Source organism: Aeromonas sp. QDB14, assembly GCF_027707845.1.
In the GTDB taxonomy this organism is placed as follows: domain Bacteria; phylum Pseudomonadota; class Gammaproteobacteria; order Enterobacterales; family Aeromonadaceae; genus Aeromonas; species Aeromonas caviae.
Map to the genome: position 1 here is coordinate 1 of NZ_JAPCJD010000033.1, position 19,802 is coordinate 19,802.

Below are 19,802 nucleotides of genomic sequence, written 5' to 3' on the forward strand. Positions count from 1 at the left end.
ATCCGGAACTAGTGATTGGTTCCGGATTGTCCTACAGCAGAAGGATCGGTCAATGGATCCTTAACTGATCAGCATTGTCACCAGGGTGAGCCTTTCTACCTGACCAGCAGGAAAATCAGAACGGACCGCGACTGCCACCACCGAATCCGGGGGGCAGCATGTTCTTCATCTGGCCCATCATCTTGCGCATGCCGCCCTTGCCGGACATTTTCTTCATCATGCGCTGCATCTCGGTGAACTGCTTGAGCAGCTTGTTCACATCCTGGACCTGCATGCCGGAGCCCGCAGCGATGCGGCGCTTGCGGGAGCCCTTGATGAGATCGGGATGGGCACGCTCTTTCGGCGTCATGGAGCTGATAATGGCCTCCATCCGCACGGTGAGCTTGTCATCCATCTGATCCTTGATGTTGTCCGGCAGGCCGGACATGCCAGGCAGCTTGTCGAGCATCCCCATCATGCCACCCATGTTGCGCATCTGGGCCAGCTGCTCACGGAAGTCTTCCAGGTCGAAGCCCTTGCCACTCTTGACCTTGCTGGCCAGCTTGGCCGCCTTCTCTTTATCGACGTTGCGCTCCACCTCTTCGATGAGAGAGAGCACATCCCCCATACCGAGGATGCGGGAGGCGAGACGATCCGGGTGGAACGGCTCCAGCGCGTCGGTCTTCTCGCCCATACCGATGAACTTGACCGGTTTGCCGGTGATGTGGCGCACCGACAGTGCGGCACCACCGCGGGCATCACCGTCTGCCTTGGTAAGGATCACACCGGTGAGCGGCAGCGCCTCGTTGAAGGCCTTGGCGGTATTGGCAGCATCCTGGCCTGTCATGGCATCCACCACGAACAGGGTTTCGACCGGCTTGATGGTGGCGTGCAGATCCTGGATCTCCGCCATCATTTCACCATCGACGTGCAGACGACCGGCAGTATCGACGATCACCACGTCATAGAACTTCTTGCGCGCCTGATCGATGGCAGCAGTGGCAATGGCGATCGGTTTCTGGCTGGCATCACTCGGGAAGAAGTCGACACCGATGTCGCCCGCAAGGGTCTCAAGCTGCTTGATCGCCGCCGGACGGTAGACGTCCGCACTGACCACCAGCACCTTCTTCTTGCTGCGCTCCTTGAGCAGTTTGGCCAGTTTGCCGACCGTAGTGGTCTTACCGGCCCCCTGAAGACCTGCCATCAGGATGATGGCCGGCGGCTGGGCAGCCAGGTTGAGCTGTTCGTTGGCCTCCCCCATCACGGTGACCAGTTCGCCATGGACGATCTTGATGAAGGCCTGGCCCGGGCTAAGGGATTTGGCCACTTCCTGGCCCACGGCTCGTTCCTTGACGCGCGCCACGAAATCGCGCACCACCGGCAAGGCGACGTCCGCCTCGAGCAACGCCATGCGGACTTCGCGCAGGGTATCCTTGATATTCTCTTCGGTCAGACGGCCGCGGCCGCTGACGTTGCGCAGGGTGCGCGAGAGTCGTTCAGTCAAATTCTCAAACATGACGCTTTCCGGTTCTTGGCGTGACACTGGGGGCATTATACCCCGGTCAGCACTCTAGGGACGATTACTCGCCGCTTGCCGCGGCGGCCTGCCATCGAACGGGCAGGTCAACAAATGGAGGGCAGTATACCCCAGTCAACGCCGGAGGACGATTATTCGCCGCACGGTGACCATCAACGCCTACTTATATGTGGGCAGTTAGCCTCTGGCACAACTGGCGAGCATATCTTGTGCAAGGTATACTGCCCCTCTTATCCATAAAGCTTGTTTGACAACGACCTGGTTATGATCGTGATCTCTGTTCTGGCCCTGGCGTTTTACCTGCTGGCCATCATCGCCTCACTGCACATGCTGCTCAGCGCCAAGCCCGTCGGGCAAGTATCGCTGTTCGCCTGTGTCGGCCTGGCCCTGACCGCCCATGGCATGGCGGTGGGCAGCGAAGTGCTGGTCACCCATTCCGGCCAGAATCTCAGCATGTTGAACGTGGCGTCCCTGGTCAGCCTTATCATCAGCTGCTTCATGACCTGCGTCACCCGACGCTTCAACGGCTGGATCCTGCTGCCCGTCGTCTACAGTTTTTCAGCCCTGCTGCTGGCGGCCAGCGCGCTCATTCCCGGGCGCTACATCACCCATCTGGAAGCGCACCCCCAGTTGCTGCTGCACATAGGCCTCGCGCTGATGGCCTATTCGGTACTGATGATCGCCTGCTTGTTTGCCCTCCAGCTTGCCTGCCTGGACAGGCAACTGAAATCCAGAAAGATCAGTCACCTGCCAGCCATGCCACCCCTGATGACGGTGGAGAAGCGCCTGTTTCAGCTCATTTCCGCAGGTCTGCTGCTGCTGACTCTCTCCATCGCATCCGGCCTGTTCTTCCTGGAAGACATGTTTGCCCAGGGCAAGTCCCACAAGGCCATCCTCTCTATCCTGGCCTGGTGCGTCTACGCTCTGCTGCTCTGGGGTCACCATACCCGTGGCTGGCGCGGCCGCAAGGTCATCATGCTGAGCCTCATCGGCAGCTTCATCCTGACACTGGCCTATTTTGGCAGCCGCTTCGTCAAGGAAGTGCTGCTTAGCTGACACACGCACATTCCCCAACCACCCTTACAGGAGCCCTTCTTGGACAGTATCTCAACGAGTACATTGCTGATTGTTCTCGTTATCTTGATCCTTTTGTCAGCCTTCTTCTCCAGTTCCGAAACCGGTCTGATGTCGCTCAACCGCTACAAGCTGCGGCATCTGGCCCAGACCAAGCACAAAGCTGCCCGCCGGGTCGAGAAGCTGCTGGCCAGGCCGGACCGCCTGCTTGGCCTCATTCTCATCGGCAACAATCTGGTCAACATCCTGGCCTCCGCCATCGCGACCATCGTCTGCATCCGGCTGTTCGGGGATCTCGGCGTCGCCATTGCCACCTTCGGGCTGACCCTGGTGGTGCTGGTATTCGGGGAAGTCACCCCCAAGACACTGGCGGCCATGTTCCCCGAGCGGATAGCCTATCCTGCCTCCTGGATCCTCAAGGGGCTGATGGTGCCGTTCGCTCCCCTTGTCTGGCTCATCAACAGCATCACGAACCTGCTGCTGAAACTCTTGCGTCTAGAGCACAACAAGGATGACTCCCTCAATTCCGAAGAGCTGCGCACCATCGTCAACGAGGCGGGCAATCTCATTCCCAAGCACCACCAGGAGATGCTGATAAGCATCCTGGATCTCGACAAGATGACGGTGGAGAACATCATGGTCCCGCGCAGCGAGATCTCCGCCATCGACATCAATGACGACTGGAAGATCATACTGCGCCAGCTGGCCCACTGCGCCCACACCAAAATCCTGCTCTATCGCGACAACATCGATGACGTCGTCGGCTTCCTGCACTCACGGGATGCCCTGAGACTGGTCGCCCGGGATCAGTTCAGCAAGTCCAGCCTGCTGCGGGAAGTCGACCCCATCTATTTCATCCCCCAGGGGACCCCCCTCAACGTGCAGTTGGCCAAGTTCCAGCGCAACAAGGAGCGAATTGGCCTTATCGTCGACGAATATGGCGATATTCAGGGGCTGATCACCCTGGACGACATCCTGGAAGAGATTGTCGGTGACTTCACCACCTCCATGACACCGACCCCGAGTGACGAGATCCATCCCCAGCCGGACGGCTCCTTCCTGGTCGAAGGCTCCGCCAGCATCCGCGAGCTGAACAAGGAGATGGACTGGCACCTGCCCATGGACGGCCCACGGACCCTCAATGGCGCCATCCTGGAGTACCTTGAGGAGATCCCCCAACCCAACATCAGTGTCAGGCTGGCGGGCTACCCTATCGAGATTCTCGAAGTGGAGAACAACATGGTGAAGATGGCGAGGATCATGCCGCACCTGTACCGGGACGATTCAGGGTACGAGGATTGAAAAAAGGCTGCCAATGGCAGCCTTTTTGTTTCACTCGCTCTCGTCATCCGGCTCCAGCACCAGAGTGGGGATGAGCTCACCGAACACCTGCTGCAACTCGTCACGGTTTGCCAGCAAATCCTGCAGCGTATAGCCATCCATCACCGCGAGGAAGGCGTTCATCGCCTCCTTCAAGGCACTTTTGAGCAGACAGACGGAGACGATATGGCAGACCGGGGAGCTGCAGTCGATCCCGTCCAGATTGCCTTCCAACGCCCGGATCACTTGCCCGATATTGATCTCGTCGGGGGAGCGCGCCATGCGGATGCCACCATTCTTGCCACGCTGGGACTGCAGATAGCCCAGTTTTACCAACTGGTTCACCACCTTCACCATGTGGTTGCGGGATACGTCGTACAAGGCGGATACCTTGGCCACGCTCGACAGTTCCCCCTCCGGCAGGGTGGCCAGATAGAGCAGGGCTCTCAATCCAAAATCGGTATAGCTCGTTAGTCTCATAGTGCCTGTAGCGCCTAGCGCGAAGAATTGATGATTGATCCAGATCAATTAAACATTTAGGATGCAACTTAATAAGTGACATTCCAGATGTTCAATTAGAAAGGACCTCCTATGTTAGACCAAGCCACCATCGCCGTCATCAAGAGCACCATTCCTTTGCTCGAATCGGCGGGCCCTGACCTCACACGGCACTTTTATCAGCGCATGTTCAGCCACAATCCCGAGTTGAAGGATGTCTTCAACCTGGCTCACCAGCGTAGCGGGGGACAGCCCTTGGCACTGTTCAGTGCGGTGGCGGCCTATGCCAGGAACATCGACAATCTGGGCGCACTGGCCGGAGCCGTTGAACGCATCGCCCACAAACACACGGGTTTCCTGATCCAGCCGGAACAATATCACATTGTGGGTAGTCATCTCTTGGCCACGCTCAAAGAAATGGGTGGCAACGCTGTCACGGAGGAGGTACTTACCGCCTGGGGCAAGGCTTACGGTGTGCTGGCCGACATCTTTATCGGCCGGGAGAGCGAGCTCTATCGGGAGAAGGCAAGCCAGGACGGTGGTTGGCAGGGAACCCGCCCTTTCATCATCAAGGAGAAGCGTCAGGAGAGTGAACTCATCACCTCTTTCGCCCTGGCCCCCCTCGATGGCAACCCTGTCTTGCGTTTCAAACCGGGGCAATATCTCAGTATCAAGCTGGTTCATCCCGCCCTCGAGCATCAGGAGATCCGCCAGTACTCCCTCTCGGACGCCCCCAATGGCCGCGACTACCGCATCAGCGTCAAGCGCGAACCCAGGGGTCAGGCCTCCAACCTGTTGCATGATCATCTTCACATAGGTGACACGGTCGACATCATGCCGCCGGCCGGCGACTTCTTCCTGCAAGAGGAGCCAGACACGCCCGTGGTGCTGATCTCCGCCGGGGTCGGCCTCACCCCCATGCTGAGCATGCTCAACCACTTGCTGGCCGAGGGCCCGGATGTGGATATTCGCTGGCTTCACGCCTGCGAACACGGCGCCCACCACGCGTTCAGGGACGAGATCCGGGCAAAGAGCAGGCAACACGGGAAACTGGAGAGCCGGATCTGGTATCGGGAGCCGGGGGAGCAGGATGTCAAAGGAGAGGATTACGACTTCAGCGGCACTCTGGCACTGGAGCAGGTCACCGACCTCATTCCGGCCGACGCCCACTACTATTTCTGCGGCCCTGTCCCGTTCATGAAGGCAGTCAAAGCTCAGTTGGAGAATGTGGGCGTGCCTGCCGAGCGGATGCACTACGAGGTCTTCGGCCCCCATCAGGGCCTCTGATCCCTCCCCTGACCGGGAGAATGCACAAGGCCCACAAGCACAGCTTCGTGGGCCTTGTCATATCAAAGCGGACTATCAGGACTCAGTGCATCGCCTTGGCACGGGCGATGGCATTGGCGGGCATCCGGTTGCCGAGCCGGCTGAGCAGGCTCGCCGCCTTCTGGTGCATGGCCTTGTCGCCGATGACGGCGCCGTGCAGCCAGTGATACGCCTCCTCGTAATCCAGTGGACTCCCCATGCCCTGCAGCAACATCTCCACCCACTCCATCTGTGCCCGTAAGAAGCCGAGGCTCGCGGCTTCCCGCATCAGGGTCTCGGCCCGCACCAGATCCTTCTGAACCAGGATCCCCTTCCAGTAATAGCGGCCAAGCTGTTCCAGCGCCGGCGCCAGCCCCTGGTTGGCGGCCTCCCACATGTACTGCACCCCGATCTGGGCATCCGGCTTGGTGCAAATTCCCCAGGCCAGCATGTCTCCCCAGAGGAACTGATAGGCAGGGATCTTCATCACCGAGGCCCGCGCCTCGATATCCTGGGTGAGCTGGCACCTGTCCTGCTTCACCCGGGCCAGATGGCGCCCCTGCTCTATCCAGTTGAGCAGTTCGTCCTGGCGATAAAGCGGCACGGCCTGCAACTCTCCCGCAGCAGCGGATGCCTGCGTCGTCGCCCTGGGCAGCGGCGCAGCTGCCGGTGCGGACGGTACAGGTGCGGATGCGGATGGCGCCTGGGCTGAAGCTGCTGACACAGGGAGGGATGGCGTGGCGACAGAAGAGGCTGGCGTCAGGGCTGGCTGGGCCGATGATGAGGCCGGTGACAAGGGTGCAGACGCCGCGGATGGCGGCGCGGCTGCAGCCGCCACCGCCTGGGTGGACGCGGCGGCCGAGGTGGACTCCGCCCCCTGCAAGGGGAAGCTGCACACACCGATAATGGCGATGAGGGTTCTTGGTTTCATCATAGGGATCTCCTGCTGCCTTCTGTTATCGGCAGCCAGGGCCATCTCCTTAGCCCGCTACACCCAACCCCGAAAATGACAAAGGGGAGCCTGGGCTCCCCTTGCGATCGACGCAGAGACTTACTTGACGAAGTCGACGCCCAGCTGGATGTCAGCCTTCAGGGTGGCCAGCATGCTGTCCATCGCTTCCTGCTCGAAGGCGCTCAGCTTGCCGTAGTCCAGCACGGTTTCGACACCGTTCTTGCCGAGCAGCACCGGCTGCGCGAAGAAGGTGGCGTGCTCACCGTTGCCTTCCACATAGGCACACTCGATGACGTTGGCTTCCCCTTGCAGACCCTTGATGAGCGACAGACCGAAACGGCAGGCTGCCTGACCCATGGAGAGAGTGGCGGAACCGCCACCGGCCTTGGCTTCCACCACTTCGGTACCGGCATTCTGAATGCGCTTGGTCATGGCAGCCACTTCCTCAGCGGTGAAGCTGGCGCCTTCAACCTGGGAGAGCAGCGGCAGAATGGTCACGCCACTGTGACCGCCGATCACGTTGACGCGTACCTTGTCAACGTTCAGGCCCTTGGCTTCGGCCACGAAGGTCTCGCCACGGATCACATCCAGGGTGGTCACGCCGAACAGACGACGCTTGTCATAGACACCGGCTTTCTTCAGCACTTCGGCGGCGATGGCGACCGTGGTGTTGACCGGGTTGGTGATGATGCCGATCAGTGCTTTCGGGCAGGAAGCAGCACACTTTTCCACCAGATTCTTGACGATACCGGCGTTGATGTTGAACAGGTCGGAACGGTCCATGCCGGGCTTGCGCGCCACGCCGGCAGAGATCAGCACGACATCGGCGCCGACCAGAGCCGGGCTCGGATCTTCACCGCAGAAACCTTTTACTTTCACGTCAGTCGGGATATGGCTCAGGTCCGCCGCCACGCCCGGAGTGACCGGGGCAATGTCATACAGGCTCAGTTCGGAACCGGCAGGCAGGCGGTTTTTCAACAGCAGAGCGAGGGCTTGGCCGATGCCACCGGCGGCACCCAGAACGGCAACTTTCATGATCAACTCCATGTCTAAGCGTAGGTTTAAGGTTGTTTCTAGTTGGGTTAATGCTGATTCTTATTGTGCGCCTCACCTTAAAGGATCCCCTCCTAAAAAACAATCTGATAACAGTTGTAATCACGGGTTCTGTGAGCCAGGGAACAAGCGGCGATGAAATCGGAGAGGAATATGCGATAAATGAGAGGAAAGACACAGATTTCCTGTGTCCTCCTCACCATTAAGAGGTAAATGTGACTGCTTCAGGACTGGAAAGCCAGTGCCCGACGCTCACACCAGCGGAAACCAATTGTTAACAATCCATTCATGGTCAGATAGAGCGCTCCGGCCACGGTGAACACAGCCAGGGTGTCATAGGTCTGGGCATTGAGACGCTGGGCCAGCCCCATGATGTCCATGATGGTAATGGTGCTCGCGAGCGAACTCCCCTTGAGCACCAGGATCACCTCGTTGGAATAGGCGGGGACCAGCCGACGGGCGGCATGGCGGGTCTTCATCCACAGGGTCTGTCCGGCCGAGAAGCCGAGCGCACGGCAGGCCTCCACTTCACCGGCGGGGATGGCGTCGAGCGCCCCCTTGAATAGCCGGGTGGAGTAGGCTGCGGTATTGAAACCGAGCGCCAGCACGGCGCAGAACCAGGGTTGCTTGAGCAGCGGCCAGAGCAGCCCCGCCTTGAGCCATTCAAACTGGCCAGGCCCGTAGTAGATGAGGAAGATCTGGATGAGCAGCGGCGTACCGGTAAAGACCAGTACCCAGAGCTGCACCAGCTGGGTCGCCACCGGAATGCGACGCTCCAGCACCCAGGTCATGCCGGCCGCCATCAGCACGCCCAGCAACAAGCTGAACGCGGTGAGCTGCAGGGTGATCGCCAGCCCTCCCAGCAGGGTCATCAGGTAATCCTGCATGGTCAGCCTCCGTAACGGCGGGTATAGCGGGACGCCTGCTTCAATCCGAATTCACTCACCAGACTGATGGCCAGATAGATGAGGGCGGCAGCGGCGTACCAGGTGAAGGGTTGATAGGTGCTGGCCGACGCCATCTGTGCCTGACGCATCATCTCGTTCACCCCGATGAGGGAGACCAGGGCGGTGTCTTTCAGCAGCACCAGCCACTGGTTGCCGAGCCCGGGCAGGGCGTGACGCCAGGCCTGGGGCAGCACGATGCGAAAGAAGGTGTGCCCCTTGCCCAGGCCGAGCGCCTGCGCCGCCAGCCGCTGCCCAGGGGGCACCGCATTGAGGGCGGCACGCAGGGTCTGGGTGGCGTAGCTCGCAAACAGCAGGGAGAGCGCCAGCACACCGCAGGCGAACGGGCTGAACTCCACATACTCCCCGGTGATGAGGAACAGCACCTGGGTCGAGCCGAAGTAGATGAAGAGCACCACCAGCAACTCGGGCAGACCACGGATCAAGGTGGTCAGGGTGGCCACGGGCCACACCAACGCACGCTGCTTGCTCAACTCAGCCGCACTGAATGCCAGTGCCAGCACCATGCCACCGGCCAGGGATGCCAGGGCCAGCCCGAGGGTCATCCAGGCTGCATCCAACAACAGGCTCAACATGGCTTACTGCGCGAAGTACTTGTCATAGATCTTCTGATAGGTGCCGTTGGCCCTGATCTCGGCCAGCCCCTTGTTCAGCTGGGTCAGCAGTTCCTGGTTGCCCTTGGCCACCGCGATGCCAAAACCGGTACCGAAGTACTTGGCGTCGGTCACCGGGGTACCAACCACGGCGTATTCCTTGTGCTGCTTGAGCCAGTCGGCGGCCACCGCCGTATCGGCAAACACGCCGTCAGTGCGGCCATTCATCATGTCGAGGAAGGCGCTCTGGTAGCTGGCGTAGGGCACGGTCAGCAGACCCTTGCTCACCCAGTTGTCCACCAGATAGGACTGGTGGGAGGTGCCGTTCTGCACGCCGACTGTCTTGTCCACCAGATCGTCCGGCCCCTTGAAGGTCTCTTTCTTGGCGACGAACACCGCGGAGTTCTCGTAATAGATATCGGAGAAGTCGACCTGGGCGGCCCGCTCCGGCGTCACGTCCATGGCGGCGATGACGGCATCATAGCGACGGAACTTGAGGCTGGGGATCAGGCTGTCGAAGGCCTGGTTGTGGAAGCTGCACTCCAGCTTGGCCTGCTCGCAGACCGCGCGGGCCAGATCGATGTCAAACCCCTGGAACTCGTTCTTGTCATCCAGGTATTCGAACGGCGCATAGGTTGCCTCGGTGGCGAACTTGATCTCTTTGGCCAGCACAGAAGTGCTCAGCAGACCCATGGCGGCGATCAGCAACAGACTCTTTTTCATGACAGCTTCCTTATCGACTCAATATCAATGCATCAAGAATTCGGCAAACCGGCTGGTTTGCGGGGACTGGAAGATGGCGGCGGTGCCGGATTCGATGATCCGCCCCTTCTCCAGATAGATCACCTGACTGGCCACCTTGCGGGCGAACTCCACCTCGTGGGTCACCACCACCTGGGTGATGCCTGTCTGGCTCAGGGTGCGGATGATCTCCGCCACCTCTTTGGTAATTTCGGGATCCAGGGCAGCCGTCGGTTCGTCAAACAGCAGCACCTGGGGATCCATCATCAGGGTCCGGGCAATGGCGACCCGCTGCTGCTGGCCACCGGAAAGCCGTGCGGGCCAGGCGTCCCGTTTGTCGGCCAGTTGCAGCTGGGCCAGCAGATAGGCCCCTTTCTCGATGGCCGCCTCGCGGCTCATGCCGAGCACCTTGACGGGCGCTTCAATCAGATTCTCCATCACGGTGAGGTGCGGCCACAGATTGTACTGCTGGAACACCATGCCCACCTTGCGGCGCAGCGCCTGTGCCTGACGGTTGAATTCGGCAGTAGAGAGGCTGGACGGGAAAGAAAATTCACTGTCTGCGATGCGCAACACACCGGCATCCGGCGTGTCCAGCAAGTTCATCATGCGCAGCAGAGAGCTCTTGCCTGCCCCGCTCGGGCCCAGCAATACCAAGGTCTCGCCGGGAGCAGTCCGAAAGCTCACCTGCTGCAGTACCGGCACCTTGTGCCAGGATTTTTCGATGCCGATTAATTCGATACCCATACAGCCCAATTGAATAAGTTTTCAAAATTTCGTCCTGATTCTAGCGCCAGCATAAGTTGATGCAAGCTATATTTGAATCAATATGCAGAACAAGCGCCGCTTCCTTGCCAAAACAGGCATATGAATGCAAAATAGCAGCGCTGTTCGTATCTGCCGCCTGAGCGTGACAGGCGGTCACTCCCCTCATTCGTGAGTCCAAGATGAAACATAACGACAAGCAAGAAAAACTGGCCAAGGCCTTTAAAGCCTTGCTGAAAGAGGAGCGTTTCGGCTCCCAGGCAGAGATAGTGACTGCCCTGCAAGAGATGGGCTTCGAGAACATCAACCAGTCCAAGGTCTCGCGCATGCTGAGCCGCTTCGGCGCCGTTCGCACCCGCAATGCCAAGATGGAGATGGTCTACTGTCTGCCGGTGGAACTGGGCGTACCCACCACCTCCAGCCCCCTCAAGAACCTGGTGCTGGATGTCGACCACAACGGCGCTCTGGTGGTGATCCACACCAGCCCCGGCGCAGCTCAGCTGATCGCCCGTCTGCTTGACTCCCTCGGCAAGGCCGAAGGGATCCTCGGCACCATCGCCGGTGATGACACCATCTTCATCACCCCGACCAGCGATACCGACATCGAGGAGCTCTACCTCTCCGCCCTCGAGCTGTTCGAGCAGACGCCCTGATCCGGTCGCCTTGGGCGATCCGCACAAAAATCCCGGCCTTGGCCGGGATTTTTTGTTTTGAACGGTCGGCAGGCCGGGTTTATTTGCCCTCTGCCACCAGAAAATCGACGGAAGGGGCGAAGAAGGCCGCGCCGGTCACCGCCCGGGTGAAGCGCAGCAGGTGGTCGAAGTGGCTGCCTTCCCCTTTGTACATACTGGCCAGCATGGCGTTGAAGTGCAGCGGCGTGCGGCAGCAGGAGATGAAGTAGAGCCCCTGCTCGCTCATGGTGCCCCAGGGCATGCTCTGGCGCAGGATCTCCATGGACTCCCCCTTCGGGGTCTTGAGGTTGACCCGCTTGATGTGGGAGGTGAGCGGCTTGTCGGCGGACTCGTATTCGATGTTGTCGACCTTGGTGCGGCCTATGATGTCTTCCTGCTCCTTCAGGGCCAGCTTCTCCCAGTCGCTCATGGCGTGGACCCAGCGCTGCACGTGGATATAGGAGCCACCGGCGAACTCGCCGCCGTCCAGCAACGCCACCTCGGCGCGGTGCTCATCCTGCGGGTTCTCGGTGCCGTCGACGAAACCGGTCAGATCCCGGCAATCCTGGTTGCGAAAACCGCGGACTTCCTCGGCCAATTCAACAAGCCCGGCCAGCAGGGCCATGACGCGATGACCGGCATGATGCAGCACGTCCACCCGATCGGCACGCAATTGTACGAAGAGATCGAACGGGGTATTGGGGGCCTCCTGACCGTTGGCGGATTGCGCCATGAAACCGCGGAACTGGGGCGGCCGGGCGGCAGGATAGAGATCATCCCAGGCGTCGGCCCCGACGGCGACCAGACCGCTGAAGGCCGCATCGGGGAAGTCGGCGCTCACCGCCTCCCAGAGTGCTGGCAGGCTGGCCAGGCGGGAGGTCAGGGCAGCGGCGTCACCGGTGCGATTGAACATCAGATAGAGGGCGTGCAGATTCGGCTCTGCGCAGATCCCGGCTTGGGCTTTCATGTCTCTCTCCAAGTGCGTTGACTATGGGCGTGGCGCGATTATAAACCAGCGCGCTTCCAGTTCATTGATTTCACGACAATACCACGCACTCATGGCAAGGGGTCAAACAACACCAGGGCATGAGGCGCCACGGTCACCCGCGCGCGCTCCCCTTCCAGGGGCTCACCGATGCTGGCTTCCAGTTGCTGGCCGCCACACTCCACCAGTACCCGGCAGTGATGGCCCAGGAACTGTTGCTCACGCACCCGGAGCTCACCGTCATCCGCCGCCGTCAGCGCCAACTGCTGGGGTCTGAGCATGAGCTGCAACCGCTCCCCCACCGCGCGGCCATGGGGCTCCTGACCGCAGATGGTTCCAAGGAGGGTCTGCACGCAGTGACTGTCCACCACCTCTGCCGCCAGATAATTGACCCCGCCGAGAAACTCCGCCACGAAGCGGTTCCCGGGGCGGCGATAGAGCTGCTCCGGCTCCCCCACCTGCTCGATGCGACCGGCACGAAACAGGGCCAGCCGGTCGGCGAAGGCGAAGGCCTCTTCCTTGCTGTGGCTGACGAAGATGGCACCAATGCCCTGCTGTTTGAGCAGGGCGCGGATCTCGAGGATCAGCTTCATCCGCACCTGGGTGTCGATGTTGGAGAAGGGCTCGTCCAGCAGCATCAGGCGCGGCTTGCACACCAGGGCGCGGGCGATGGCCACCCGCTGCTGCTGGCCGCCGGAGAGCTGGTGGGGATAGCGCTCCCCCAACCCCTGCAGGTTGACCAGCGCCAGCGCCTCTTCCACCTGCTGCTGACGGCTGCCGCGATCTTGCCCGGTCAGGCCGAAGCCGACGTTCTCGGCCACCGTCAGGTGAGGAAAGAGAGCGTAATCCTGGAAGATCATGCCGATATGGCGGGCCTCCGGCGGCACACTCACGCCGGGGGCATCGAGCAGGGTCTCTCCCAGCCGGATCTCCCCCTGGGCCAGGGGCAGCAGACCGGCCACCGCCTTGAGCAGCGTGGTCTTGCCACAGCCGCTGGCCCCCAGCAGACAGACTATCTCGTTGTCGGCCACCTGCAGGGAGAGCTGCTCCAGCACGGGGCGGCCATTGTAGTGACAGCTGACCTTCTCGATATTCAGGCAGGACAAGGTTCTTTTCCTCTCGCGTAGTGATGCCGGACGGGGCCGCTCAATGGCCTGGACCATCCAGGGTACGGTTGATCCACAGCAGGGGAATCAGCCCCACCAGCACGATGACGATGGCACCGAGCGCCCCCCGCTCCAGCATCTCGTCCGAGACGAACTGATAGACGTGGGTCGCCAGGGTTTCGAAGTTGAACGGCCGCAGCAGCAGGGCGGCGGGCAGCTCCTTCATGGATTCGATGAACACCAGCATGGCGCCGGCAAAGAGGCCGCGCCGTACCAGCGGCAGGTGAATGCGACGCAGCATGCCGCCCGCCCCCTGCCCCAGAGAGCGGGCCGCCATGTCGAGGCTGGGGGAGATCTTGCTCATGCTGCTCTCCACCGACCCGATGGCGATGGCCACGAAGCGCACCAGATAGCCGAACACGATGGCGGTGAGGGTGCCGGTCAGGAGCAGACCGGGGCCCGGCATCCCGAGCCACTCGGCCAGATCGTTGATGCCAAAATCAAGGGCCGTGAGCGGCACCAGCACGCCGATGGCCAGCACGGTCCCCGGCATGGCATAGCCCATGGCGGCGAGGCGCAGGGGCAGCAGGCTGCGAGTCCCCCCATCGAGGCGACGGAAGAAGCCGAGCAGCAGGGCAATGGCCATGGCCAGCAGGGCGGTCAGGGCCGAGATGGCGAGGCTGTTGCCCGCAAAGCGCACGAATTCGGGCGTCCACGACAGCGCGAAGTAACGCACCCCGTAATCGAGCAGGATGACGAACGGCAGGGCGAACCCCGCCAGCACCAGGCCCCAGCACCAGAGCCCGGCCAGCACGCCCCTCAGGCCCCCGAGGGGGTAACGCAGGGGCTGCTCGAAGCCCATGGACTTCTGGAACACCTGCTGGCGCTGGCGGGAGCGGCGTTCCAGCGCGATGAGCAGCACCACCGCCAGCAGCATCAGACAGGAGAGCTTGGCGGCGGTCGCCAGGCTGCCGTAGCCGAGCCAGGTGTCGTAGATGGCGGTGGTCAGGGTGTTGATGGCAAAGAAGTGGACGGTGGCAAAGTCCGCCAGAGTTTCCATCGCGACCAGAGATGCCCCCACCATGATGGCCGGGCGGGCCAGGGGGAGGCTCAGGCGGCGAAAGCTCTGCCAGGGGGTGCAGCCGAGCAGACGGCTGGATTGAATGAGGCTGACCGACTGCTCCAGGAAGGAGGCCCGTGCCAGCAGATAGACATAGGGGAAGAGCACCAGCGCCAGCACCCAGGCGGCGCCCCCGAGGGAGCGAATGGCCGGGAACCAGTAGTCGGCCGGTCCCTGCCAGTCAAACAGGGCACGCAGCCCCGCCTGCAGCGGGCCCGAGTAGTCGAGCAGGTCGGTATAGACGTAGGCAACGATATAGGAGGGCATCGCCATGGGCAGCATCAGCGCCCATTGCAGGGCGCGGCGCCCCGGCACCTCGCACATGGCCACCAGCCAGGCGGTGGGCACCCCGAACAGCAGGCTGAGGCAGACCACCCCCAGCACCAGACCGGACGTGTTTCGCAGATAGTCGGGCAGTACGGTATCGGCGAGGTGGGCAAACAGTTCCCCATCAGCCGAGAAGGCGGAGAAGACCAGGGCGAGTACCGGCAAACCCAGCAGCAGGGCGGTGGCCCAGCTGCCGGCAATCCATCCAAAATGTTTCATGAGTCCACAGAAGTTGATGGGGCCGTTGGCCCCATCTGATTACAAGTCGAATTTCACTTCATCCAGCAGTTGCAAGGCGTCCTTGCGGTGCTTGGCATAATCGCTGACCGGCATGGGGTCAGACTTGAACGTGCCCCAGGACTTGACCATGGCAGAAGGCTCGACCCCCGCCTTGACCGGGTACTCGGCATTCACATCAGCATACATGTGCTGGGCGGTATCCCCGGAGAGGAACTCCATCAGCTTCTGTGCTGCTTCCTTGTTCTTGGCATACTTGGTCATGGCCACGCCGCTCACGTTGACGTGGGCACCGCGATCACCCTGGTTCGGGAAGTTGATTTCCACCGCGTCGGCCCAGGACTTCTGCGCCGGGTCCTTCAACATGGCACCCAGGTAGTAGCTGTTGCCCAGGGAGACATCACAGATGCCGTCCTTGATCGCCTTGACCTGATCACGGTCGTTGCCCTGGGGCTTGCGCGCCAGGTTGGCCTTGACCCCTTCCAGCCAGGTCTTGGTATCCGCCATGCCGTGATGGGCAATCATGGACGAAACCAGCGCCACATTGTACTCGTGCTTGCCGCTACGGGTACAAATTTTTCCTTTGAATTCAGGCTTGACCAGATCTTCGTAGCGGATGGTGTCGAGCTTGCCGAGACGCTCCTTGCTGGAGTAGATGGCACGCCCCCGGGTGGTCAGGGCGAACCAGCGGTTGTCCGGATCGCGATAGATGGAGGGGATGTTCTCCTGCAGCGTCTTGCTGTCCACCGGCTGCACCAGGTCCTTGTCCACCAGCTCGGTCAGACGGCTGATGTCCACGGTCAGCATCAGATCGGCCGGAGAGAGCTTGCCTTCCCGTTCCAGACGCTCGTTCAGCCCCTCTTTGGCAAACACCACATTGACCTTGATCCCGGTCTCCTTCTCGAACTGCTGGATGATGGGCTTGATCAGCTCATCCTGACGGTTCGAATAGACGTTTACCTCCTGGGCGGCGAACGCCGACTGGGCGACAAGCGTGGAGAAAGCCAGTGCCAACATCTTCATTTTCATCATCCGTTCCTTGTCTGCGTAAAGAGTGATAACCATTTTCGTTTGCATTCTGCATGAATCGGGAGGAGAGGATCAAGGCGGTTTGCTAGGTTGGAACGATCTATTTAATCAGCGGCCAAACAAAAAGACCGGATGGAATCCCATCCGGTCTTTCGACGACCACCCATTCACACTGTCGGCAGAACCTGCCCGGACCTTTGCCCGACCCGGCCGGGCAAAGGGGCGTACTCAGAGCGCCTCGTCGTCGCTCTCACCAGTACGAATACGCACCGCTTGCAGCAGGTCATAGACGAAAATCTTGCCGTCACCGATTTTTCCGGTATAGGCCGCCTTGCAGATGGCCTCGATCACCCCTTCGACGTTCTCGTCTGCGGTGGCAATCTCCAGCTTCACCTTCGGCAGAAAATCGACCTGGTACTCGGCCCCCCGGTATAATTCGGTGTGCCCCTTCTGGCGACCAAAACCCTTCACTTCGGAGACGGTCAGGCCTTCCACCCCCAGGTTGGCGATGGCCTCGCGCACGTCGTCCAACTTGAAAGGTTTGATAATCGCAGTAATCAGCTTCATCTGGTTGCTCCCAATCCATGGTATGTCACGAATGAGTCATCAATTCTTGTGCCAAGTATTTTTATCGTTTATTTTCATATAGATAGATATGACACTCTGAGCCAGAAAGGCTCAGGATCACCAAGGAAGCGCATCTCGCCCCATAATGAGGCACCAAGCTGCACCAGACTCCCTTGATGCACCAAATGAGAGCATCACCCCATGTTAGTCATCTCCAACAGCGTGATCATCCCCTGGCATGAACTGCAATTCCAGACCATGCGGGCCCAGGGCAATGGCGGGCAGCACGTCAACAAGACCGACTCCGCCGTCTGGCTGCGCTTCGATTATCGCGACTCCCCCAGCCTGCCGCCGCTCTACAAGGAGGGACTGGAGCGGCTCAGCGACAGCCGGGTTCACGACGGCTTCATCCAGATCAGGGTCGAGACCCATCGCAGCCAGGACATGAATCGCAAGGAGGCCATGAGCCGCCTGACCGAGCTGCTGAAAAAAGCCGCGTGGCGCCCCAAGGCCCGCCACGCCACCAAGCCGACCCGCAGCTCCCAACGCAAGCGGGTCGATGCCAAGAAACGCAAGGGAGAGATCAAATCCACCCGCGGCAAGCCCGTACTGGAGTGACCTGCCACATGCCCGAGGACAAGAGAATGCAGTACAGCTTTTGTGAATGCGCCAAGGGGCCCCTGCTCATCGCCATCGATGGGGCCGGGCTGCGCCACGTGGAATTCATGCAAGGGGAGCGCCCCGTCCTGCCGCAACCGGAGTGGCAGCGGGATGATGCCGCCCTGGCCCCCTTCGTCGAGCAGTTTTCCGCCTACTTTGCCGGCCGCCTGCGGCGCTTCGATCTCCCCCTGGCCGCCACGGGCACACCATTCCAGCAGGCCGTGTGGCAGGCGTTGTGCGACATCCCCTACGGCGAGACCGTCAGCTACCTCCAGATTGCAGAGGCCATCGGCAACCCCAGGGCCGTGCGGGCGGTGGGCGCCGCCAACGGCCGCAATCCCCTCAGCATCATAGTGCCCTGCCACAGGGTCATAGGGCGCAGCGGTGAACTGACCGGCTACGGGGGAGGCATCCCCATCAAGCGCTGGTTGCTGGCACTGGAGCAGGAGACCGCAGACCACTTCGCGCTGACCCCATGAGAGGGTGCGCCTCCTGTCAAATGCGGGTTGCGGGTGCTGGCACCACAGACCACAGGCCACTCGCGCGGATCCTCTGACGAGCGGCATCTCCATCACATACGAGTTGCTGGTCCCAATAGCAGACCGCGTTGCACTGCTCATGACGGGCAACACCCCAATCACATGCTGGTTGCTTGCCATCTTGCAGCATAGTTACGTGATGCGTTGAGCAGGCATCGGGATAATATTCCGACGGAACCGCCCCATGGCAGGAGCATGCCCACCACCCCGATTCATCTTTCCTTTGAGCCGCACAACAAAATAAATCACTGATTATTTATTTCATTTCAGCATCAATCATTTAAAAATCACATTGCAGCAGCATTTTGAAAATGAACACAGTATGAAGAATCGCCTCAGAAGCGCTTCAGAGAGCATCAGGCATCATGGCTTCACACTTGGATGGGACGGCTCATCCCTCATTCAGGTGGCACCCATGTGACGCTTCCAATCTGTCTTTTCCCCGCGCCTCCCCAGAGGCGCTTTTTTTGCCTGCAACCGGGTGCAAAAAAGCCCGCCGAAGCGGGCAATGACCGGAAGGTGCTGACTTCCAGGGTCTATCAGAGGGCGAGGAACAAGCCTGCCAGGGAGGCGCTCATCAGGTTTGCCAACACCCCCGCCAGGATGGCGCGCATGCCGTAGCGGGCAATGAAGGACTTGCGCTCCGGCACCATGGCCCCCAGGCCGCCGATGAGGATCGCCATGGAAGAGATATTGGCGAAACCGCACAGGGCGAAGGTGACGATGGCCTTGCTCGACTCGTTCAGGGTCTGATCCTGCACCAGGGCGATGAAGGCGACGAACTCGTTGATGACGATCTTGGTGCCGATCAGGGCACCAGCCGCCTGGGCCTGATCCCAGGGAACGCCAATAAGCCAGGAAACGGGGGCAAACAGCCAGCCCAGGATGATCTGGAAGCTCAGCTCCAGCCCCACCAGGTCGCCGGCCCAGCCCAGCAGGCCGTTGAGCAGGGCGATCACGCCGACGAAGGCCAGCAGGGTCGCCCCCACGGCGACGGCGATGTTGAGACCCGCCATGGCACCATCGGCGGCCGCTTCAATGACGTTGGTAGCGCGGGGGATCTCCACGTCTTCATGGTGATCTTCCTCTTGCGCGGCGGGCGGCACCAGGATCTTGGCCATGGCAAGCCCGGCAGGGGCGGACATGAAGGCCGCCGCAATCAGGTATTTCAACTCGACCCCGATGCTGGCGTAGCCCACCAGGGTGCCGCCGGCTACCGAGGCCAGCCCGCAGCTCATCACCGCAAAGAACTGGGAATCGGACATCCTGGAGAGATAGGGTTTGACCACCAGCGGCGCTTCCACCATGCCGACGAAGATGTTGGCGGTGGCAGAGAGGCTCTCGGCGCGGCCGGTGCCCAGCAATTTCTGCAGGCCGCCGCCGAGCAGGGCGATCACTTTGGGCATCAGGCCGATGTGATAGAGGATGGCGATCAGCGCGGAGAAGAAGATGATCACCGGCAGCACGTTGAAGGCGAAGATGAAGCCCAGCTTGAACTTGGCCAGCTCCCCGAACAGGAAGGCAATCCCCTCCTGGCCGTAGCCGATGACGCTGCTGACGCTCTCGCTGACACCGTTCAAGACCTGCTGACCGGCGGGCAGCCAGAGCACCAGGGCGGCGAAGAGCACTTGCAGGCAGAGGGCAAAGCCCACTGTTCGCAACGGGATACGACGACGATTATCAGAGCAGAGTGCGGCCAGGGCCAGGATGCTCAGGATACCAAGCAGGGCAATCATGGGGATTCCATCCAGTGAGGCTGAAGATGGGCGCGGATTCTGC

Annotated in this window: 20 protein-coding genes; 6 read left to right on the forward strand and 14 right to left on the reverse strand. The window is 60.8% G+C overall.

All coding sequences use genetic code 11. From position 1 onward, the window contains the following. Nucleotides 1-115 precede the first annotated feature (115 nt). Nucleotides 116-1,495 (reverse strand): signal recognition particle protein, encoded by a 1,380-nt coding sequence (gene ffh / locus PG887_RS12255; RefSeq protein ID WP_104455239.1) that lies wholly within the window; start codon nt 1,493-1,495, stop codon nt 116-118. A gap of 285 nt (nt 1,496-1,780) precedes the next feature. Here ffh and PG887_RS12260 point away from each other — a divergent pair, with 285 nt between their 5' ends. Next, a complete protein-coding gene (locus PG887_RS12260) occupies nt 1,781-2,572 on the forward strand; it encodes a cytochrome C assembly family protein (protein WP_104456054.1) in 792 nt (263 codons plus the stop codon). Between the two features lie 39 nt (nt 2,573-2,611). Beyond that, nucleotides 2,612-3,892, forward strand: a complete 1,281-nt coding sequence (locus tag PG887_RS12265; protein WP_010673081.1) for an HlyC/CorC family transporter — start codon at nt 2,612-2,614, stop codon at nt 3,890-3,892. Between the two features lie 30 nt (nt 3,893-3,922). Here PG887_RS12265 and PG887_RS12270 read toward each other — a convergent pair whose 3' ends face one another. Further along, nucleotides 3,923-4,390 carry an Rrf2 family transcriptional regulator gene (locus PG887_RS12270; RefSeq protein ID WP_039039978.1) on the reverse strand — a complete coding sequence of 156 codons (468 nt, stop codon included), beginning with the start codon at nt 4,388-4,390 and terminating at the stop codon, nt 3,923-3,925. A 111-nt stretch (nt 4,391-4,501) separates the two neighbouring features. On the opposite strand from PG887_RS12270, the gene hmpA reads away from it, so the two are divergent. Then, on the forward strand, nt 4,502-5,695 hold the full coding sequence (hmpA, locus tag PG887_RS12275) for an NO-inducible flavohemoprotein (protein ID WP_270821819.1): 1,194 nt from the start codon (nt 4,502-4,504) through the stop codon (nt 5,693-5,695). Nucleotides 5,696-5,777: 82 nt separating this feature from the next. On the opposite strand, the gene PG887_RS12280 is transcribed toward hmpA, so the two are convergent. From PG887_RS12280 to PG887_RS12305, 6 genes are all read right to left on the reverse strand, one after another. After that, nucleotides 5,778-6,368, reverse strand: a complete 591-nt coding sequence (locus PG887_RS12280) for a tetratricopeptide repeat protein (RefSeq protein ID WP_041215826.1) — start codon at nt 6,366-6,368, stop codon at nt 5,778-5,780. Nucleotides 6,369-6,764: 396 nt separating this feature from the next. Continuing rightward, nucleotides 6,765-7,700, reverse strand: coding sequence for a malate dehydrogenase (gene mdh / locus PG887_RS12285; RefSeq protein ID WP_010673076.1), 936 nt, complete (start codon nt 7,698-7,700; stop codon nt 6,765-6,767). A gap of 242 nt (nt 7,701-7,942) precedes the next feature. Beyond that, the gene (gene artM / locus PG887_RS12290; RefSeq protein WP_270821821.1) at nt 7,943-8,605 is read right to left on the reverse strand and encodes an arginine ABC transporter permease ArtM; all 663 of its coding nucleotides are present in this window, start codon (nt 8,603-8,605) and stop codon (nt 7,943-7,945) included. Between the two features lie 2 nt (nt 8,606-8,607). After that, on the reverse strand, nt 8,608-9,258 hold the full coding sequence (artQ, locus tag PG887_RS12295) for an arginine ABC transporter permease ArtQ (protein ID WP_270821823.1): 651 nt from the start codon (nt 9,256-9,258) through the stop codon (nt 8,608-8,610). Between the two features lie 3 nt (nt 9,259-9,261). Further along, nucleotides 9,262-9,999, reverse strand: coding sequence for an arginine ABC transporter substrate-binding protein (locus PG887_RS12300; RefSeq protein WP_042882134.1), 738 nt, complete (start codon nt 9,997-9,999; stop codon nt 9,262-9,264). A gap of 24 nt (nt 10,000-10,023) precedes the next feature. Beyond that, nucleotides 10,024-10,764, reverse strand: coding sequence for an ATP-binding cassette domain-containing protein (locus PG887_RS12305; protein WP_041214472.1), 741 nt, complete (start codon nt 10,762-10,764; stop codon nt 10,024-10,026). Between the two features lie 200 nt (nt 10,765-10,964). Here PG887_RS12305 and argR point away from each other — a divergent pair, with 200 nt between their 5' ends. Further along, entirely contained in the window at nt 10,965-11,435 is a 471-nt protein-coding gene (gene argR / locus PG887_RS12310; RefSeq protein ID WP_005308670.1) for a transcriptional regulator ArgR, read from the forward strand. Nucleotides 11,436-11,514: 79 nt separating this feature from the next. Here the strand turns inward: argR and PG887_RS12315 are convergent, their stop codons facing one another. From PG887_RS12315 to glnK, 5 genes are all read right to left on the reverse strand, one after another. Continuing rightward, nucleotides 11,515-12,420, reverse strand: a complete 906-nt coding sequence (locus PG887_RS12315; RefSeq protein WP_042864452.1) for a Dyp-type peroxidase — start codon at nt 12,418-12,420, stop codon at nt 11,515-11,517. 89 nt (nt 12,421-12,509) lie between these two features. Continuing rightward, nucleotides 12,510-13,544 (reverse strand): ABC transporter ATP-binding protein, encoded by a 1,035-nt coding sequence (locus PG887_RS12320; RefSeq protein WP_041214470.1) that lies wholly within the window; start codon nt 13,542-13,544, stop codon nt 12,510-12,512. 40 nt (nt 13,545-13,584) lie between these two features. Beyond that, nucleotides 13,585-15,210: an ABC transporter permease gene (locus PG887_RS12325; RefSeq protein ID WP_203764139.1), complete on the reverse strand. Its 1,626-nt coding sequence runs from the start codon at nt 15,208-15,210 to the stop codon at nt 13,585-13,587. Nucleotides 15,211-15,249: 39 nt separating this feature from the next. Further along, the gene (locus tag PG887_RS12330; RefSeq protein ID WP_270821826.1) at nt 15,250-16,257 is read right to left on the reverse strand and encodes a Fe(3+) ABC transporter substrate-binding protein; all 1,008 of its coding nucleotides are present in this window, start codon (nt 16,255-16,257) and stop codon (nt 15,250-15,252) included. A gap of 228 nt (nt 16,258-16,485) precedes the next feature. Next, complete coding sequence (glnK, locus tag PG887_RS12335) at nt 16,486-16,824, reverse strand: P-II family nitrogen regulator (protein WP_005332325.1); 339 nt, start codon at nt 16,822-16,824, stop codon at nt 16,486-16,488. 201 nt (nt 16,825-17,025) lie between these two features. Between glnK and arfB the strand changes: the two genes are divergently transcribed. Then, nucleotides 17,026-17,442 carry an alternative ribosome rescue aminoacyl-tRNA hydrolase ArfB gene (gene arfB, locus PG887_RS12340; RefSeq protein WP_010673067.1) on the forward strand — a complete coding sequence of 139 codons (417 nt, stop codon included), beginning with the start codon at nt 17,026-17,028 and terminating at the stop codon, nt 17,440-17,442. A 26-nt stretch (nt 17,443-17,468) separates the two neighbouring features. Beyond that, on the forward strand, nt 17,469-17,963 hold the full coding sequence (locus tag PG887_RS12345; protein ID WP_103857996.1) for a methylated-DNA--[protein]-cysteine S-methyltransferase: 495 nt from the start codon (nt 17,469-17,471) through the stop codon (nt 17,961-17,963). Between the two features lie 599 nt (nt 17,964-18,562). Here PG887_RS12345 and PG887_RS12350 read toward each other — a convergent pair. After that, nucleotides 18,563-19,759 carry a NupC/NupG family nucleoside CNT transporter gene (locus tag PG887_RS12350; RefSeq protein ID WP_103857975.1) on the reverse strand — a complete coding sequence of 399 codons (1,197 nt, stop codon included), beginning with the start codon at nt 19,757-19,759 and terminating at the stop codon, nt 18,563-18,565. Between the last annotated feature and the right edge of the window lie 43 nt (nt 19,760-19,802).

What these genes read in the sequence shown, in the direction of transcription:
- hmpA (WP_270821819.1), top strand. Translation starts at nt 4,502, where the DNA reads ATGTTAGACCAAGCCACCATCGCCGTCATCAAGAGCACCATTCCTTTG.
- arfB (WP_010673067.1), top strand. Translation starts at nt 17,026, where the DNA reads ATGTTAGTCATCTCCAACAGCGTGATCATCCCCTGGCATGAACTGCAA.
- PG887_RS12305 (WP_041214472.1), bottom strand. Translation starts at nt 10,764, where the DNA reads ATGGGTATCGAATTAATCGGCATCGAAAAATCCTGGCACAAGGTGCCG.
- PG887_RS12325 (WP_203764139.1), bottom strand. Translation starts at nt 15,210, where the DNA reads ATGAAACATTTTGGATGGATTGCCGGCAGCTGGGCCACCGCCCTGCTG.
- PG887_RS12350 (WP_103857975.1), bottom strand. Translation starts at nt 19,759, where the DNA reads ATGATTGCCCTGCTTGGTATCCTGAGCATCCTGGCCCTGGCCGCACTC.
- PG887_RS12300 (WP_042882134.1), bottom strand. Translation starts at nt 9,999, where the DNA reads ATGAAAAAGAGTCTGTTGCTGATCGCCGCCATGGGTCTGCTGAGCACT.
- PG887_RS12345 (WP_103857996.1), top strand. Translation starts at nt 17,469, where the DNA reads ATGCAGTACAGCTTTTGTGAATGCGCCAAGGGGCCCCTGCTCATCGCC.
- artQ (WP_270821823.1), bottom strand. Translation starts at nt 9,258, where the DNA reads ATGTTGAGCCTGTTGTTGGATGCAGCCTGGATGACCCTCGGGCTGGCC.
- argR (WP_005308670.1), top strand. Translation starts at nt 10,965, where the DNA reads ATGAAACATAACGACAAGCAAGAAAAACTGGCCAAGGCCTTTAAAGCC.
- artM (WP_270821821.1), bottom strand. Translation starts at nt 8,605, where the DNA reads ATGCAGGATTACCTGATGACCCTGCTGGGAGGGCTGGCGATCACCCTG.
- glnK (WP_005332325.1), bottom strand. Translation starts at nt 16,824, where the DNA reads ATGAAGCTGATTACTGCGATTATCAAACCTTTCAAGTTGGACGACGTG.
- mdh (WP_010673076.1), bottom strand. Translation starts at nt 7,700, where the DNA reads ATGAAAGTTGCCGTTCTGGGTGCCGCCGGTGGCATCGGCCAAGCCCTC.
- PG887_RS12270 (WP_039039978.1), bottom strand. Translation starts at nt 4,390, where the DNA reads ATGAGACTAACGAGCTATACCGATTTTGGATTGAGAGCCCTGCTCTAT.
- PG887_RS12260 (WP_104456054.1), top strand. Translation starts at nt 1,781, where the DNA reads ATGATCGTGATCTCTGTTCTGGCCCTGGCGTTTTACCTGCTGGCCATC.
- PG887_RS12330 (WP_270821826.1), bottom strand. Translation starts at nt 16,257, where the DNA reads ATGAAAATGAAGATGTTGGCACTGGCTTTCTCCACGCTTGTCGCCCAG.
- ffh (WP_104455239.1), bottom strand. Translation starts at nt 1,495, where the DNA reads ATGTTTGAGAATTTGACTGAACGACTCTCGCGCACCCTGCGCAACGTC.
- PG887_RS12315 (WP_042864452.1), bottom strand. Translation starts at nt 12,420, where the DNA reads ATGAAAGCCCAAGCCGGGATCTGCGCAGAGCCGAATCTGCACGCCCTC.